Here is a 14,175-nt window from a genome sequence, read left to right as displayed (position 1 = left end):
CCTCCGCGCCTCTGCGTGTGAAAACCCTCAGCCCACCGGCTCAGCCACACCGCCGCTGACCCGCCAGACCGCTGCCTCGCCTTTGATGCCGGCGAAAGGAGCCAGTTCCGTGCCGGTCAGCCAGACCTGAGCCTTGCCCGCGCGCAGGCGGTCGAACAGGGCTTCGCGGCGGATCGGATCGAGGTGGGCGGCGACTTCGTCGAGCAGCAGGAGCCCGGGACGGCCGCCGGCGGCGAGGCCGGCGTGGGCCAGGGTGATGGCGATCAGCATCGCCTTCTGCTCGCCGGTCGAGCAGCTTGCGGCAGGCATGGCCTTGCCTGAGAGGGTGACTTCCAGATCGTCGCGGTGCGGGCCGGTGAGCGTGCGCTGCGCCGCCCGATCGCGCGCTCGCTGCCGCGCGAATTCGCTCAGCAGGGCGTCGCGCTCGGCAGGGCCGCCGGGGGCGAGGGACAAGGCCGGGCGGGCGAACGGATGGTCCGGCAGAGTGACGAGCTCGGTCGAAAGCCGCTCGACCAGCATCGCGCGCCCTGCCGCCAGCGCCGCGCCGGCTTCCGCGAGCTGCGCTTCGATCGAATCGAGCCACTGCGGGTCAGGCTCCATCTCGTCGGACAGCAGCCGGTTCCGCTCGCGAAGCGCCACGTCGTAGCGCGTGGCCTGGCGCGCGTGGGCGGGATCGAGCGCCAGCGCGAGGCGGTCCATGTAGCGCCGCCGGGCGCCCGCGCTGTCGGTGAAGAGCCCGTCCATCGCCGGGGTGAGCCAGCCCACCGCGAGCCATTCGCCCAGGCCGACCGCGCTCGTCTCGGCGCCGTTGACCTGCACGATCCGCCGGTTCGGGCGATCGGGGCGGGTGCCGGTGCCGAGCATCACGGGCTCGTTCCCATCGCCGCTGTCGAGCGCGGCGCTGACCGAGAAGCCTCCCGGGCCGCCGCTGCCGGCCATCTCCGCCAGGGCCGCCCGGCGCAGCCCACGGCCGGGGGCGAACAGCGACAGCGCCTCCAACACGTTGGTCTTGCCGGCGCCGTTTTCGCCCACGAGCAGGTTGATCTGCGCGGCACCGTCGAGCCGGCTGGCCGTGTGATTGCGAAAGTGGCCGAGAGTGATGCGGTCGAGCGTCATGGAATGCCGCAGGGTTAGGGCAGCAGGGCCCGGCGTTCTATCGGAAATGTCCGATCCTGAAAGTTGGTGGGGAATCCCAAAGTTGCGCGGAGATGTTCGGAGCGTTGCGGGAAGAAATTTACGAAGACCGCGGATTTCCGCGGTTTTCCGCATTTGGCACGCCTCATGCAAAACATCGTTCATCGGGCAGACAGGCTGCTCGGAGATTCCAAAGGGGATTAGACATGAATGCTTCCACCACTTTCGGCCAGCGCGTTCTCGCCGCCGTCGCCGCTTTTGGCATGACCACCTTCCTGGTCGTCGTCAGCTTCTCCACCCCCTCGGCGTTCATCGTCCAGGGCATCGTTGCATGAGCGCGCTGCAGCACGGCAACTCGGGCGGGGCACCTGCCGGTTTCCAGCTCGACAAGCAGAACGGCAAGCTGATGGGCGTTTGCGCCGGGCTGGCCGACTACATCGGGATGAGCCCGCTCGCCTGGCGGCTGATCTTCGTCGCCGGCACGCTGATCGGCTTCGGCAGCTTCATCCTGATCTACCTTGCGATCGGCCTGCTGGCGGACTGACCGTCAGCGGGCCATCGCCCCGCCGCTGCGGGCGAACGGCGAGAAGTCGGTATCGGTGTCGAATACTTCGACCCCCTCGCGCCGCTTGAGGAAGCCGACGACCGCGTAAGTCACGGGGGTCAGCAGCGCTTCCCACGCGGTCTTGATCAGCCACTGCGACAGCACGACCTGCCAGAGCTGCTCGATCGGCCAGCCGGCCAGGCCGTAGAACGCCAGCGGGTAGAAGATCAGGCTGTCGAGCCCCTGGCCGACCACGGTCGATCCGATCGTCCGCATCCACAGGAAGCGCCCGCCGGTCATCACCTTCATTCGGGCGAGCACGAAGCTGTTGGCGAACTCGCCGGCCCAGAACGCCACCATCGATGCGAGCACGATGCGCCAGCTGTTGCCGAACACGAACTCGTAGGCGCTCTGCCCGGGCCAGCCTTCAGCCGGCGGCAGGGCTACCACGACCGCGGCCATGAAGGCCATGAACAGCAGCGCCGCGAAGCCGGTCCAGATCACCCGCCGCGCGCGGGCATAACCGTAGACCTCGGTCAGAACGTCGCCGATGATGTAGCTGACCGGGAAGAACAGCACTCCGGCGCCGAACGACCACTGTCCGCCGCCCGGCAACAGGATGTAGCTCGGCTTGGCTGCCCCGATGATGTTGGACAGCAGCAGGATGGCGACGAAAGCCGCCATGACCAGGTCGAAATAGCGGAAAGGCCGCGCCGCCCCCTCCTGGCTGTCGATCCTGGCCGGTTCCCCCGTCATGCCTGTGGACTATCGCGATTTGCGGCGCGCGCAAAGCGCGCTATGCACGCCCCGCGCGCGCCCGTAGCTCAGCCGGATAGAGCACGAGCCTTCTAAGCTTGGGGCCGCAGGTTCGAGTCCTGCCGGGCGCGCCATAAGCCTCTGACTTTGTGATAAAGTTTTTGATTTCGACTCTTGGCTGTCCCGGCTGGTATCCTTCCGGGACAAGGCAGGGACAAGATCACGACTAATGAGCATCATTCACGGGCTTACTGACCAACAGGTGCGGGCACTGAAACCGAGGAACAAGCGGTACGAAATCAAAGATGGGTATTACCCGCTCTATATCATCGTGCAGCCATCTGGAGCGATATCGTTCCAATCGAGATACGGCGGAAAAAGGCGGAAGCTTGGAGACTTCGGAGCCCTCCAACATCAGGTATCGCTCCGTCAAGCTCGCGAGGCCGCGCTCTCCATCAAAGCGGCAAGAGGTGAGGTCCCGAACACGGTAGCGGCAGCTTTGCCAATTAGCCCATCGTCGTGGCGGGCGGCTCAGACGCTCGAAGATTGCTATCGGCTTTATATGGCGGATGTGAGCCCGAACCTAACGGAAGCCGTGGTGAAAGAACGGTGGCGGCTAATGGAGAAGGACCTGCCTCCCGGCTTGCGATCTCAGCCCATCAGCGATGTAACGGCGGACGAACTGGCTGTTGCTGTGCGGGCCAAGTTCGACGCCCTCAGGAAGCGGCCTAATGGCAAGGGGGTTGGGGCTAACCGACTCCATACTAATCTCATGACCTTCTTCCAGTGGTGCAGACGAGAGGGTAGACCGTTGCTCGAAACGAAACTCACGGCCAATCCAATGACTGAGGTACCGAAGCCCCTCAGGCACGAGAAGCCGCGGGACCGTTGGCTAGAGCCGCACGAGATAGTGTGGCTTTTTCGAGCGCTATCCGAGATGGGAACAACGCGCTGGAACGATCAGAGCGATCTACACGCGCGAGCAATCGAGGGCCTGCTACGGCTCGTCGCTCGCCGGGGCGAGGTGTATTGGGCTCGTTGGGACTGGGTCAAAGGAGATCGCTTGATCGTCCCTGAGACCAAGAACAGCACTCCGAACCTCCTGTGGCTTCATCCGTCAGTTCTCGCGCTCTTCGGCGAGCGGCCCGACGTCCCGGAGGCCCGCATCCTGCCGGTGTTCCCAACCAGCAAGCCCATTGCTCGTTTACGGCAGGCGATGAACCGGATCGCGAGCGAGGCAGGCTACGCCTATGACTACAATGACCCCTCGCGACCGGAGTATTGGACCCTACATGACCTTCGGACAACGGCGACCACGCTCCTGGCTGGCGAGGTCAAATTCTTCCGCAATAAGGATGAGAGCCCGAAAGTTTCAGCGGACACGCGCGACCGCCTACTTAACCACAAGGATGTGACGGTGCGGGGCAGGCACTACGACTTCCACGACAGCTATCCGCAGAAGCGAGCGGCGCTTCTTCTCTGGAACGACTGGCTCGACGAGTTGAAAGCGAAGGCGACCGGCAGTTCCAAAGATTCGTCTCTGGCAGCGAACGACAATTTCGACTTCGGCACTCCGAATCAGGTATAAGATAGGGATGCTAATCACAGAGCCCCAGCTTCGTAAGAAGCTCCAAGTCAGCCGACAGACGCTATTTCGATGGCGCACTGACCCCACACGGAAATTCCCGAAGCCGGTGGAGGCTTATAGGCGCAGCCTTCGCTGGGTTGAAGCAGAGATTGACGAATTCATCGCGAGTCTACCTCGGCGCGCATACTGACAATCGTACCGACCGAAAAGGTCAGGTGCGCAGAGGAATGTTGGTGAGGATCACTCTGTCCACTGCGTCGAATACACCGACAGATTTCAGTTCGGCGATCAAAGCTTGAGCAATGGCGTGGGCGTCAGGAGAGGGGCCAACCAGGACCCGGTCCAGTATTTCGGGTATCGTCGCGCCTACGAACCCCTCATCAGGATAGTTTTTGAACGGAATCGCGTGAACGCGCTGTGGCACTCCGCCTATAGTCCTGATGTCCTCCGGAACTCGTTCAAGCTGCTGTTGCCAAACCGGCGGGTCGGACCGGAGCATAGTAGGGTTATAAATGATCCGCCATTCTCGTTCCTCACGAAAAGCAGGGTGCTTCGTTGATTGAGTTGCGAACCTGAACGCGCCGATGAGAAGCTCTAGAAGAAAGGCACCGCCTAGTGGTGCGACAATGTCCATGCACGATTCCAGCCCATCTACCACTTCCGCGAAATGTGGCTCGAAAGATTCTGGGGTTGCGTACACTACCGGGCTTGTGAATGCATTCAGCGCATTGCTCTCCGTCACAAACGGTGAGTTATTGAACACGAAGGCGACACCGTTACGGTTTGCGTAAGCTCGCCACATGGAGAGTCGCCCGAACTCGTCTTCGAATTCGTCGCCGTGTTCCCGATCACCATGCTCCGACACTGACAGGAGATAAGTGTCACTTTTCATCGCAGAGAATATTTGGCTGTAGGTCTGCGCGAAGAGGTCGGGCAGGTCGGCTTGCACACCGCACATGAGGGAGTTCAGCTTCTCGCCAGCGGAGGAGTTAAGCTGGGCGTGAGCCAAACAGGCCCTGCCATGCTCAACCTCGGAGAAATCGTTCAAGAGCGATGAATTTCGAAGTAGCATGCGCCCGGACCGAAGGATTGCGACCGCGCTCTCCGCACTGGTGTAGTGCACAAATCGAGTGCCATCCTGGCGGATACGCGTGACCTGCCTGTCTGTCTCCGGATGCAGCGCCTTCCAGATGCGGTCATAGTTGTCTTCGCTCATGGGCTCGCTGTCAGTCGCCCAGCAAGAAAGGTCAACTGGAACAGCGGCGAAAAGCGTGAATTCCGACGCGGCAATTGAGCACGAGACCTCATTTCAATTTCGACTTTTTGCGCCGCGATCCCGCATAAGCTTGAAATGAAGCGATTCCTTACCTTGCGCAGCATGCCGATTGCTGGACGGCCCTTAGCACTTCAAAGCCCGATAAACACTTGTCCTTCCGATCTGAAGCAGAGCAGCGATCTCGCTCGGCGACACACCCTTGTCATGCAGCTTTCGAACTTGCGCGTAGTTGATGCTTGGCGAGCGACCGCGATATTTGCCGGGCACCTCACGAGCCTTCGCGATGCCTTCACGCTGACGTTCGGCACGAAGATCAGTTTCGAAGGCTGCGACAGCGCCGAGGATCGCCAGCACCAGCTTGCCGGTGCTGTTTGTTGTGTCCACCCCGCTCTGGGCGAGACAAGTGAAGCCGACACCTTTCTCGTCCAGCCGAGCGAGCAGATTGTGCAGGTCTTGGGTGGACCTCGCCCACCGGTCGAGCCGAGTGACCAGAATGGTGTCCCCGGACCTCGCGAACTCGATAGCCTCTTGCAAGGCAGGCCGATCCGAGGCGCTTCTCCCAGAGCGTTTCTCGCTGAAAATCCGATCACATCCAGCCGAACGCAGCGCTTCTTCTTGGACGGCAAGGTCCTGACCAGTGCTGCTGACCCTAGCGTATCCAACGAGCATCTATTGTTCCATTTTCTTCTAAGACCCAATAGGCATGTTCCGCTAGGGTCGTACTGTCAACACAATTCGGAACAAAAACCGAACACTCGTGTTGCCGCCAGAACAGTATACTCAATCGGCGCACCACTGAGAGCACGCCTAAATACCCGCGGGAACAGCGGAGTGGGCGCGTGATGGAGTGGGACGGCATTCTAAAGGCTACGGGGCGTGAGCGCTTCGCTCGCCTGCGGCAGGCACTACGCGACCGGCGGTCAGCCGCTGCTGACGCCTTGTCTGCGGAGTATTCCAGTTGCGGCTCCAAGTGGAAGGGTCGTTACGAGTGTGGCTCCCCTGGCTGTCCCGACTGTCGTCGGCGCATGGGGAGCCGAGAGGGCGCGCGCGCTGTGCGTGCGTTCACGGGAGCCGATAATGAAGACCTCGGACTCCTCACGCTGGTTCATGCCGCTACTCTAGATGTCGAGGAGATCGGTGATCTCCAGCGCAAGAGCCACGACGTTATGCGAAAGCGCATAGGCACGCTGCGAAGCCCTTGCAGTCCGTTCAACGGGTTTGCTGCGAACGGGTGGTTCGAAGTCGATGCGGTCTCCGCTGAGCACATGGCCTACCTCTTCCCTCAGCGCAGGCAACTCCTAGAGGAGCTTGCCATTCCACTGCGCTACAGCGACCCAACATGGATCGTGACTTCTCACAGCATCGTCTACCTCAACGGCATGCCGCTCGCGGAGGTGAAGAAGAGCCTCTCTACGATGTGGGAGTTGCCCTCCCAAATGGACCTGCGCGGGCTGCGCGATTGGAATCGCGTCGAGGACAACCTTGAGGGCATCGCTGGCTACGCCACGAAATTCTGTTGCACAGTAGAGCTAAAGGCCGACGTGGAGGGTGGTAAGGTGTTCATGCCTTGGCCGATGAACTGGGAAGCTGACCTGTGCGCATGGATGAACAGTTACCAGCGCGACACACGTGAGCTTTTGAGGTTTAGCATTGGGCAGGCTAGAGTTCCTGTTGAACCTGCTTCTGTGCCGTTGATAGAGCCTATGCCATTCACATGGTCTATTTCCTGACTTCCCACGCATATATTACTGGTATGGCGATGAATCCGTTCGACTGGTCCTTCGTTGACAAGATCTTCATGCGGAGGGCAAAAAACATCGTCGTCTGCGTGGTCCTAAGGGACTGGGAGCAGCTAGATGAAGCGACTGGCTGGTGTGATAACATGTGGCAGGAGAGAGGACTCAAATGGAGTCGGTGCACGGACCGCGAGCGTGAACAGGCTACTTTCATGTTTGATGATGATACGCATGCGGTAGAATTTAGGCTCCGATTTGGATGATTTTAGTCAACCGAAAATAAAAGGTGAGGTGTTTAGTCAACTAAATTAGTAAAAAGCCGTTGACGTCATGCAATTCGTCTAATTAATAGGCTGCGTTTCTCAAGCGAAAGGAGATTCGCATGGCTGGTTACAATTACGCTATCACAGATATCGAGTGGGACGCTCCCGAGGGGCACGGCCTTCCGGGCGAAACGAACGTGATACTCCCGTCGTGGCTCGTCTGCGCGGATGGCGATGTCGATGACAGTGAGTGGGAAGAAGTGATAAACGAGCGTCTGCTCGCGAAGCACGGCCACAAGGCAAAGGACTTTGGCTTTACGCTCGACGAATAATCACCTTCACTGGCGAGCGTCGGCGAGGCTACTCGGCGGGTTCGGCGCTCGCTTTCACCAGAGCAGATTTAGCCCGCGCCTCAGAACGATGCGCCTCTCCTGAAGCTGCATTGAAGGACCGCCTGGCGGCGCTCCCTTCTTCCGGGTTCCCCGACCGGACCGCCCTTTGTTGGCGGTCTTGGCACTTGCGGAAGGCATCGGTCTGTTTCTGCCGTGAGTGCTGTAGGCGCTCTCTGGTCAGCCTCTCCTTCTGCTGGACCTTGGCGGCAGCATCTGGTGAGACCGAGCTTGTCGCCTTTACCGGACCCTCGATCTCGAACATTCGCACATTGTATTTAGCTGCCGAGGCCCCATGCGGGACAACTGGTAGACCGCTATTCTGAGCGGAAAGCGGCAGGGCAGCGGATCGATGTCCCAGCCGAACTCCGGGTTCAGCGAAATCGGCTTAGCTGGTGCCTACAGCGCCTTTACCATTGCGGAAGTTCGTCGCAGCCTTAGGATAGTGACCGAAGAGGGGAGCCCATGCGCGAACGATTTGAACTTTTTCGGTTGTCCTTGTTACAGAGGCAACAAATCGACGCCTTCGAGGCAAGGAGAACGCGAGAAGAGTATCTCCGCGCAGTCTTCTTGGACCGTTGGGTTTTCGAGTATTACGGCAACGAGTTCCACTACGTCCCTGATGAGCAACAACCACGCTCTGACGTGATCCTCGCGCGGATTGGCCGCAAGCTCACCACTACAGAGAACTTGCCGCCGGACGAGGGGTTCGCCGACACGCTACATCAGGGCTGGAAGGCCCTTGCAGTTCTTATAGACCCGCGAGAGCACCGAGACGGCCAGAAGGCCGCCGTCGCTCTGAACGAGCGCGTGGGTAGCCCTCAGCGGCTCATCGCTGAGGTGGTTCGGACCATCAACTCGAAACTGCCCAACACGGACTGGCACATAGAGGTGGAGCCGATCCCGGATACGGAGTCCTTCTGGCAATATGCGCGCAAGCACGAAGGGGAGATAACTAACCTCGCCTTCGAATTCGTCCCGCCGAACATGTTCGGCGGATCAGACGACCTCTCCGAAGAACTGCGGCAATTCCGGAAAGCGGAGCACGCTGAGAAGGTGACACTCATCCTGAAGGCGCAGGAGGGCCTTGATGCGGTCACGAAGCGGACGAAGGAGGCGGTTGACTACATCTCGAAAGCTGGAGGCACAATACGTGCACGGTCAAAGCGTGGGCGCGCGTTCTCCTCAACCCGCAAAACGGCTACAACCAGAATAGACGAGCCTGATGTTCCGGAGGAGACTAAAGCCAGCGCGCTGGCAAGGCTAGCTAGCAGGATCCTTGGCCATGAGTAGGCTCCTGGCCCGCTCCACGATGCTCTTGGCGATCTTCGCTTGGCTGCTGGTCTCACTCAGGCACCCTGATCTTCTGAGCGACCGCAACACTTTCCTAAAGAGTCTCGTCGGCCCCGATTTGTTGGCGGTGCTCGGAATCATGGTCACGATTGCCCTTGGATCGGCGGCGAACATCCACTTCGAACTTAACAAGCTTGAGGAGCGAGCGAAGAGCAAAGGCAGCTTCCCCAAAGCTCGGCGCGCGCTTCACCGAAGTGCCTATTCGCTGATCCTCCTGTTCGTCGCGGCAGTCGTTTTGCTCGTGGTAAAAGGGGACCTCTCCGCAAGTCAGTCGGCTCAGCAGTCGTTAGTGAACGGCGGCGCTCTGCTGATCGTGTTGTTCAATGCGCTCGTGCTCTTCGACATAACCCGGATGGCTTTCGTGATGGGTCCTCAACTCGGGACGAGGGCGGACGACTCTACTGGGACAACGGGGACAAGTCCGAGCGATACTCACTGAGACACGGTGGGACCTAGAGGGATCCACATGCAGGGAGACGGCGCGACTCACCGTCTCAGGTTGTCTCACTTGGCACCCGATCTTTCCCTTCTAAGCTTGGGGCCGCAGGTTCGAGTCCTGCCGGGCGCGCCAGCCTTCCCATGCGTAGTTTCATGGGACGCGCTGGTCGGGAACCGGTGCAAGTTCAACCGCCTACCGTCCGGCCAGTGGGTCAGATCGCGTTTGCACTGTTGGTCATCTCACCTTACGCTCCCGCTGCGAGTGCATCGTTCGTCTCCAGGAACAGGGGAGGTGACATTGGATAACCAGGGAGCGCTTGTCGGCTGGCATCATCAGGATCTCGGCGACCGGGTCCTGCTTGCACTGCAGACCCGGCAAAGAGCGGGCGATCCGGACGATTTCGATGTGCTGCGGGTGCTCATGACCAAGAACCAGGCGGCCGTGCTCGGCAACTACCTATTCCAGGTGTCCGGACAAACTCCGCCGTCGGCTGACGAGCGCAGCTGGTTTCGTCGGATGTTCGGCTGAACATCTGCCGCCGTGGAGGCCGCGCCGGCACGATTGCAATCGAGGTTACACGCCGGCCTTGCGGTGCGCGCCTCGGCTTGAGGCCGGCCTCAGGCCAGGGCGGCGATTACGATGATCTCGACCTTGTACTCGGGCGCTGCAAGCTTCGCTTCGCCGGTAGCGCGGGCGGGCGGATTGGCCATGTCGACCCAGGTGTCCCAAACGCTGTTCATCTCCGCGAAGTCCGCCATGTCCGCCAGCCAGATCGTGGCGGAGAGGATCGTGGACTTGTCGGTGCCGGCTTCGGCGAGCAGCGCGTCGATCTGCCCGAGGACGGCCTTGGTCTGAGCCGCCACGCTTTCGCCGGGGGCGCCGACCTGGCCCGCCAGGTAGACGGTGTTCCCGTGGACTACGGCCTGGCTCATGCGGGCGCCCGGCTCGATTCTGCGGATGGTCATGCAATTTCCTCCCATGGGCCGGGCCTGCTGGCCGCTGGACGTCGGCCTGCTGCGCAGCTCAGTTGCAAGCCGCCCCCATACTGCAGCGCGCGCGCCGGTCCAGTGCAACAATGCGAAAGGCCCGGCCTGCAGTCAGAAAAGATGATGGCAGTGCAGGGGCCTTTTGCTTTCGCTTAACCATCGCCCGGTAGCACGGACGCCATGACAGCGATCGGGGCCTGCAATGAAGCATCGGATTGATCCCACGGACGTGGTGCTGGGGATGTATGTCTGCGGCTTTGGCGGCTCGTGGTTCGATCACCCGTTCTGGCGCGTCAAGTTCGTGCTCAAGACGCCGGAGCAGCTCGCGCGGGTGCGGCAGTCCGACGTTCCGTTCGTCGAGATCGACGACGAACTGGGCGCCGGGCCGGCAGCGCAGGCGGCAGCGGATGAGCCTGAGCGCACCTCCGCCGCACAGGCGCTGGACAGCGATCGCCGCAAAAGCGGCGATTGCTGCGCGCAAAGCCCCGCGAAGGCGCCTGCCCCCGCTGCGCCCAACGCTTCGGAGCGCCAGCGCGCCCGGGCGCTCGTCTCCCGATCGCTGAAGGTGGTCAAGACCGCGTGCCAGGATGTTCGGCTCGGCCGGGCCGTGCGGCTGGGCGACGTGAACGCGGTCGTCCACGACGTCATCGAAACGGTCGAGCGCAGTCCGCGCGCCTTGCTCGACGTCCTGCGCCTGAAGCGAAAGGACGAATACACCTACCTCCATTCGGTGGCGGTGTGCACTTTGATGATCAACGCCGCCGTTCATCTGGGCAAGAGCGCGGCCGAGACGCGGGAGTATGGCCTCGGCGGCCTGCTGCACGACCTGGGCAAGATGGGCACCCCCGACGAGATACTGAACAAGCAGGGTCGCCTTACAGACGGCGAGTTCGCCGCGGTGCAGGCGCATCCGGAATTCGGCTACCAGGTGCTTGCGCAGTCCGAAGGCATGCCGGAGGTGGCCCTGGACGTGTGCCGCCACCATCACGAGAAGATCGACGGAACCGGTTACCCGTTCGGCCTTGCGGCGGACTCCATCTCCGAAGTCGCCCGGCTGGGCGCGATCTGCGACGTCTACGACGCGCTGACCTCCGAACGGGTGTACAAGAGCGCCGTGCCGCCGCTCGAAGCACTCGCCGAGATGTGGGGCTGGAAAGGCCACTTCGATCAGCACCTTCTGTTCAAGTTCATGCAGAGCGTCGGGTTCTTCCCCCCCGGTCTGCTGGTCCGCCTGCGGAGCAACCGCATGGCTTTCGTACGCACACCCAAGGCCCGCAAGCCAGCCACCCGGCTCCTGGCATTCTACGCCACGCGGGAGAACCGCCCGATCCCGCCGCAGGAGATCCTCATCCAGGAAGACCTCGCGAACGACAGCGTCGTCGCGTTCTCGGAGCTCGCGGCCTGGCACCCGGCCGACCTCCAGCCCGCGCTGGACCTTCTGACACCCGAAGAACTCGACGCGGTCGCGAGGCTCAACGGCTAAGCCCGATCCGCGCCTTGCGGCCAAACCGCTGGACTCGCTTTCAAATCTATTACATACCGCTCGATATGGAAAAGGTTGCCGTGAGAGGACGCCCGCGCGAGTTCGACGTGGAGGAGGCGCTTGCCGCGGCGCTGCGCGTGTTCTGGACCAAAGGCTATGAAGGCGCTTCGCTGAGCGACCTGACCGAAGCGATGGGCATAACCCGGCCCAGCCTTTACGCCGCTTTCGGCAACAAGGAAGCGCTCTTCAAGCAGGCGCTCGATCTCTACGAGCGCGAGAAGCTCGCCTATGCCCGCAGCGCGCTGGAAGCGCCGACCGCGCGGGGCGTGGCCCGGCGCATGCTGGACGGGACCATCGAGAACATCACCAGCGAATGCCGCGGCTGCCTGGGCGTGATCGCCTCCGTAAGTTGCAGCAACCCGGATTCGCCGATCGGCCAGGAAATGCGCGACCGCACGCAGCACGTGCGCACAGCGCTAGTGGAACGCCTGCAGAAGGCGATCGACGATGGCGATTTTACAATCCCCGTCGAAGCCGAAGCGATGACTCGGTACTTGCTGGCGGTGATGCAGGGCATTGCCGTGCAGGCCGGGGCCGGCGCGAGTCGCGATGAGCTGCAGGAGGTTGCGGAGGCCACTTTGGCGATTTGGCCGGGCCGCTGAACCCGTTGATTTTGCTGCACTGCAGAAAAAAGTATCGAGCGGTATAGAAGTATCGCTTGTACCTGAACCTCAGATAACATACTTAGCGGTACAGAACGCTGCAGGCGGCGTGGCGCACGGGCATATTCTCACCCGGTGACCCGCTGCTCGGCGCTCGCCGAAAACCACAAGCCCGGGTGTCCGGGCCATCAATGCCGGATCATATCGCTTTTCCCGAAGCCCTCGCTTCCGGGTGCGGCGATCTGCGCCCGGCGAAACGACGCCGAAGCAAGGACCGTCCGATGAACGACCTCTCTCCCATTGAGATGCACGAGCTGCGCAGGCTCGAAGAAGCAGAACGGCCGCAGAAGGGACGGCGGAGCCGGATCCTGTGGATCGTGGTGCTCGCCGCAGCGGTAGCGCTCGCCTGGTACATGCTGCGCGGCGGAAGCGCCCCGGCCGCTGCCCCGCCGCCCCCGGTCGTCACCGTCGCCGTGCCGCTGCAGCGAGAGATCACCGAATGGGACGAATACATCGGCCGCTTCGAGGCGAGCCGCAGCGTCGAGCTGCGTCCGCGCGTCTCGGGCCAGCTCACTGCGGTGCACTTCCGCGACGGCGACTTCGTCCGCCAGGGGCAGCCGCTCTTCACGATCGATCCGCGCCCCTACCGCGCCGCCCTGGCCGAAGCGCAAGCCGGCGTTGCCAGTGCCCGCAGCGATCTCGCGCTCGCCCAGGCAGACCTCGCCCGGGCACTGCGCCTGGTCGAGGATGACGCCGTCGCCAGGAGCGAGGTCGATGCGCTCCGGGCGCGGGTCACCGCGGCCCAGGCCGGTCTCGCTGCCGCCCAGGCGCGGGTCCGCTCGCGCAGCCTCGATGTGGAGTTCACCACAGTGTGCGCCCCGATCAGCGGGCGGATTTCCGACCGCCGGGTCGACCCGGGCAACCTCGTCGCCGCCGGCGACGGGCCCGCGGCCACCCTGCTGACCACGATCAACGCCACCGACACGCTCTACTTCACCTTCGACGGTTCGGAAGGGCTGTTCCTGAAGGCCCGGCGCGAGGGGCTCAGCCGCGGCGCGCAAGTCGACATCCGCCTGCAGGACGAGACCGAGTATCGCTGGCACGGCACGCTCGATTTCACCGACAACGGGCTGGACCCCAACTCCGGCACGATCCGCGCCCGGGCCGTGGTTCGCAATCCGAGCAACTTCCTCACCCCCGGCATGTTCGGCAACATGCGCCTGGCGACCGGCGGGACGGAGAAGGCCCTGCTCGTGCCCGATACCGCCGTCCAGGCCGACCAGACGCGCAAGCTGCTGCTCGTCGTGGGGCAGGACGGCACCGTCGCCGCCAAGGAAGTCGTGCTCGGCCCCGTGATCGCCGGCGGCCTGCGCGTGGTCCGCAGCGGTCTCGCGCCTGCCGACCGCGTGGTGATCGAAGGCACCCAGATGGCGTTCCCCGGCAGCAAGGTGACCGCGCGGCGCGGCCGGATCGACCGGCCCGAAAGCGCGGCCGAGCCCAAGGCAGCCAAGGCCGCCGCACCTCCCGGCAAGGCGACGCTCGCGGGCTGACGCCGTCCCAATCCGA

The 14,175-nt window shown here is 62.5% G+C and carries 17 protein-coding genes and 1 tRNA gene; 13 read left to right on the top strand and 5 right to left on the bottom strand.

The genetic code is table 11. From position 1 onward, the window contains the following. Positions 1–27: 27 nt before the first annotated feature. Positions 28–1,116 (bottom strand): DNA replication/repair protein RecF, encoded by a 1,089-nt coding sequence (gene recF, locus GRI75_RS12885; RefSeq protein WP_160747401.1) that lies wholly within the window; start codon positions 1,114–1,116, stop codon positions 28–30. 224 nt (positions 1,117–1,340) lie between these two features. On the opposite strand from recF, the gene GRI75_RS14705 reads away from it, so the two are divergent. Next, positions 1,341–1,469, top strand: coding sequence for a hypothetical protein (locus tag GRI75_RS14705; RefSeq protein WP_268891535.1), 129 nt, complete (start codon positions 1,341–1,343; stop codon positions 1,467–1,469). After that, a complete protein-coding gene (locus tag GRI75_RS12880) occupies positions 1,466–1,678 on the top strand; it encodes a PspC domain-containing protein (RefSeq protein WP_160747400.1) in 213 nt (70 codons plus the stop codon). The genes GRI75_RS14705 and GRI75_RS12880 overlap by 4 nt, the downstream gene beginning before the upstream one ends. 3 nt (positions 1,679–1,681) lie before the next feature. On the opposite strand, the gene GRI75_RS12875 is transcribed toward GRI75_RS12880, so the two are convergent. Then, positions 1,682–2,434 (bottom strand): queuosine precursor transporter, encoded by a 753-nt coding sequence (locus tag GRI75_RS12875; RefSeq protein ID WP_160747399.1) that lies wholly within the window; start codon positions 2,432–2,434, stop codon positions 1,682–1,684. Between the two features lie 57 nt (positions 2,435–2,491). Between GRI75_RS12875 and GRI75_RS12870 the strand changes: the two genes are divergently transcribed. From GRI75_RS12870 to GRI75_RS14840, 3 genes are all read left to right on the top strand, one after another. After that, positions 2,492–2,568 (top strand) — tRNA-Arg (locus tag GRI75_RS12870). A 95-nt stretch (positions 2,569–2,663) separates the two neighbouring features. Then, a complete protein-coding gene (locus tag GRI75_RS12865; RefSeq protein ID WP_160747398.1) occupies positions 2,664–4,022 on the top strand; it encodes a tyrosine-type recombinase/integrase in 1,359 nt (452 codons plus the stop codon). Between the two features lie 7 nt (positions 4,023–4,029). After that, entirely contained in the window at positions 4,030–4,212 is a 183-nt protein-coding gene (locus tag GRI75_RS14840) for a helix-turn-helix transcriptional regulator (RefSeq protein ID WP_160747397.1), read from the top strand. A gap of 21 nt (positions 4,213–4,233) precedes the next feature. Here GRI75_RS14840 and GRI75_RS12855 read toward each other — a convergent pair whose 3' ends face one another. Next, positions 4,234–5,238 carry a DUF2971 domain-containing protein gene (locus GRI75_RS12855; RefSeq protein WP_160747396.1) on the bottom strand — a complete coding sequence of 335 codons (1,005 nt, stop codon included), beginning with the start codon at positions 5,236–5,238 and terminating at the stop codon, positions 4,234–4,236. 183 nt (positions 5,239–5,421) lie between these two features. Then, positions 5,422–5,967, bottom strand: coding sequence for a recombinase family protein (locus GRI75_RS12850; protein WP_160747395.1), 546 nt, complete (start codon positions 5,965–5,967; stop codon positions 5,422–5,424). 383 nt (positions 5,968–6,350) lie between these two features. Between GRI75_RS12850 and GRI75_RS12845 the strand changes: the two genes are divergently transcribed. From GRI75_RS12845 to GRI75_RS12825, 5 genes are all read left to right on the top strand, one after another. Next, positions 6,351–7,028 (top strand): hypothetical protein, encoded by a 678-nt coding sequence (locus GRI75_RS12845; protein ID WP_160747394.1) that lies wholly within the window; start codon positions 6,351–6,353, stop codon positions 7,026–7,028. A 388-nt stretch (positions 7,029–7,416) separates the two neighbouring features. Continuing rightward, positions 7,417–7,629: a hypothetical protein gene (locus GRI75_RS12840; protein WP_160747393.1), complete on the top strand. Its 213-nt coding sequence runs from the start codon at positions 7,417–7,419 to the stop codon at positions 7,627–7,629. Between the two features lie 522 nt (positions 7,630–8,151). Then, the gene (locus GRI75_RS12835; RefSeq protein WP_160747392.1) at positions 8,152–8,979 is read left to right on the top strand and encodes a hypothetical protein; all 828 of its coding nucleotides are present in this window, start codon (positions 8,152–8,154) and stop codon (positions 8,977–8,979) included. Further along, positions 8,972–9,478, top strand: a complete 507-nt coding sequence (locus GRI75_RS12830) for a hypothetical protein (RefSeq protein ID WP_160747391.1) — start codon at positions 8,972–8,974, stop codon at positions 9,476–9,478. The genes GRI75_RS12835 and GRI75_RS12830 overlap by 8 nt, the downstream gene beginning before the upstream one ends. A gap of 297 nt (positions 9,479–9,775) precedes the next feature. Beyond that, a complete protein-coding gene (locus GRI75_RS12825) occupies positions 9,776–10,006 on the top strand; it encodes a hypothetical protein (RefSeq protein ID WP_160747390.1) in 231 nt (76 codons plus the stop codon). A gap of 89 nt (positions 10,007–10,095) precedes the next feature. On the opposite strand, the gene GRI75_RS12820 is transcribed toward GRI75_RS12825, so the two are convergent. Next, positions 10,096–10,443: a RidA family protein gene (locus GRI75_RS12820; protein ID WP_160747389.1), complete on the bottom strand. Its 348-nt coding sequence runs from the start codon at positions 10,441–10,443 to the stop codon at positions 10,096–10,098. A 223-nt stretch (positions 10,444–10,666) separates the two neighbouring features. Here GRI75_RS12820 and GRI75_RS12815 point away from each other — a divergent pair, with 223 nt between their 5' ends. The 3 genes from GRI75_RS12815 (at position 10,667) to GRI75_RS12805 (ending at position 14,159) form a co-directional block, all read left to right on the top strand. After that, complete coding sequence (locus GRI75_RS12815) at positions 10,667–11,947, top strand: HD-GYP domain-containing protein (protein WP_160747388.1); 1,281 nt, start codon at positions 10,667–10,669, stop codon at positions 11,945–11,947. Positions 11,948–12,012: 65 nt separating this feature from the next. Next, positions 12,013–12,609 (top strand): TetR/AcrR family transcriptional regulator, encoded by a 597-nt coding sequence (locus GRI75_RS12810; RefSeq protein ID WP_160747387.1) that lies wholly within the window; start codon positions 12,013–12,015, stop codon positions 12,607–12,609. A gap of 281 nt (positions 12,610–12,890) precedes the next feature. Further along, the gene (locus GRI75_RS12805) at positions 12,891–14,159 is read left to right on the top strand and encodes an efflux RND transporter periplasmic adaptor subunit (RefSeq protein WP_160747386.1); all 1,269 of its coding nucleotides are present in this window, start codon (positions 12,891–12,893) and stop codon (positions 14,157–14,159) included. The last annotated feature ends 16 nt before the right edge of the window (positions 14,160–14,175 follow it).

The organism is Croceibacterium soli (assembly GCF_009828065.1).
Classification (GTDB): Bacteria; Pseudomonadota; Alphaproteobacteria; order Sphingomonadales; family Sphingomonadaceae; genus Croceibacterium_B; species Croceibacterium_B soli.
The sequence above is the reverse complement of the archived record's forward strand: the minus strand, read 5'-3'. Positions and strand labels throughout refer to the sequence as shown.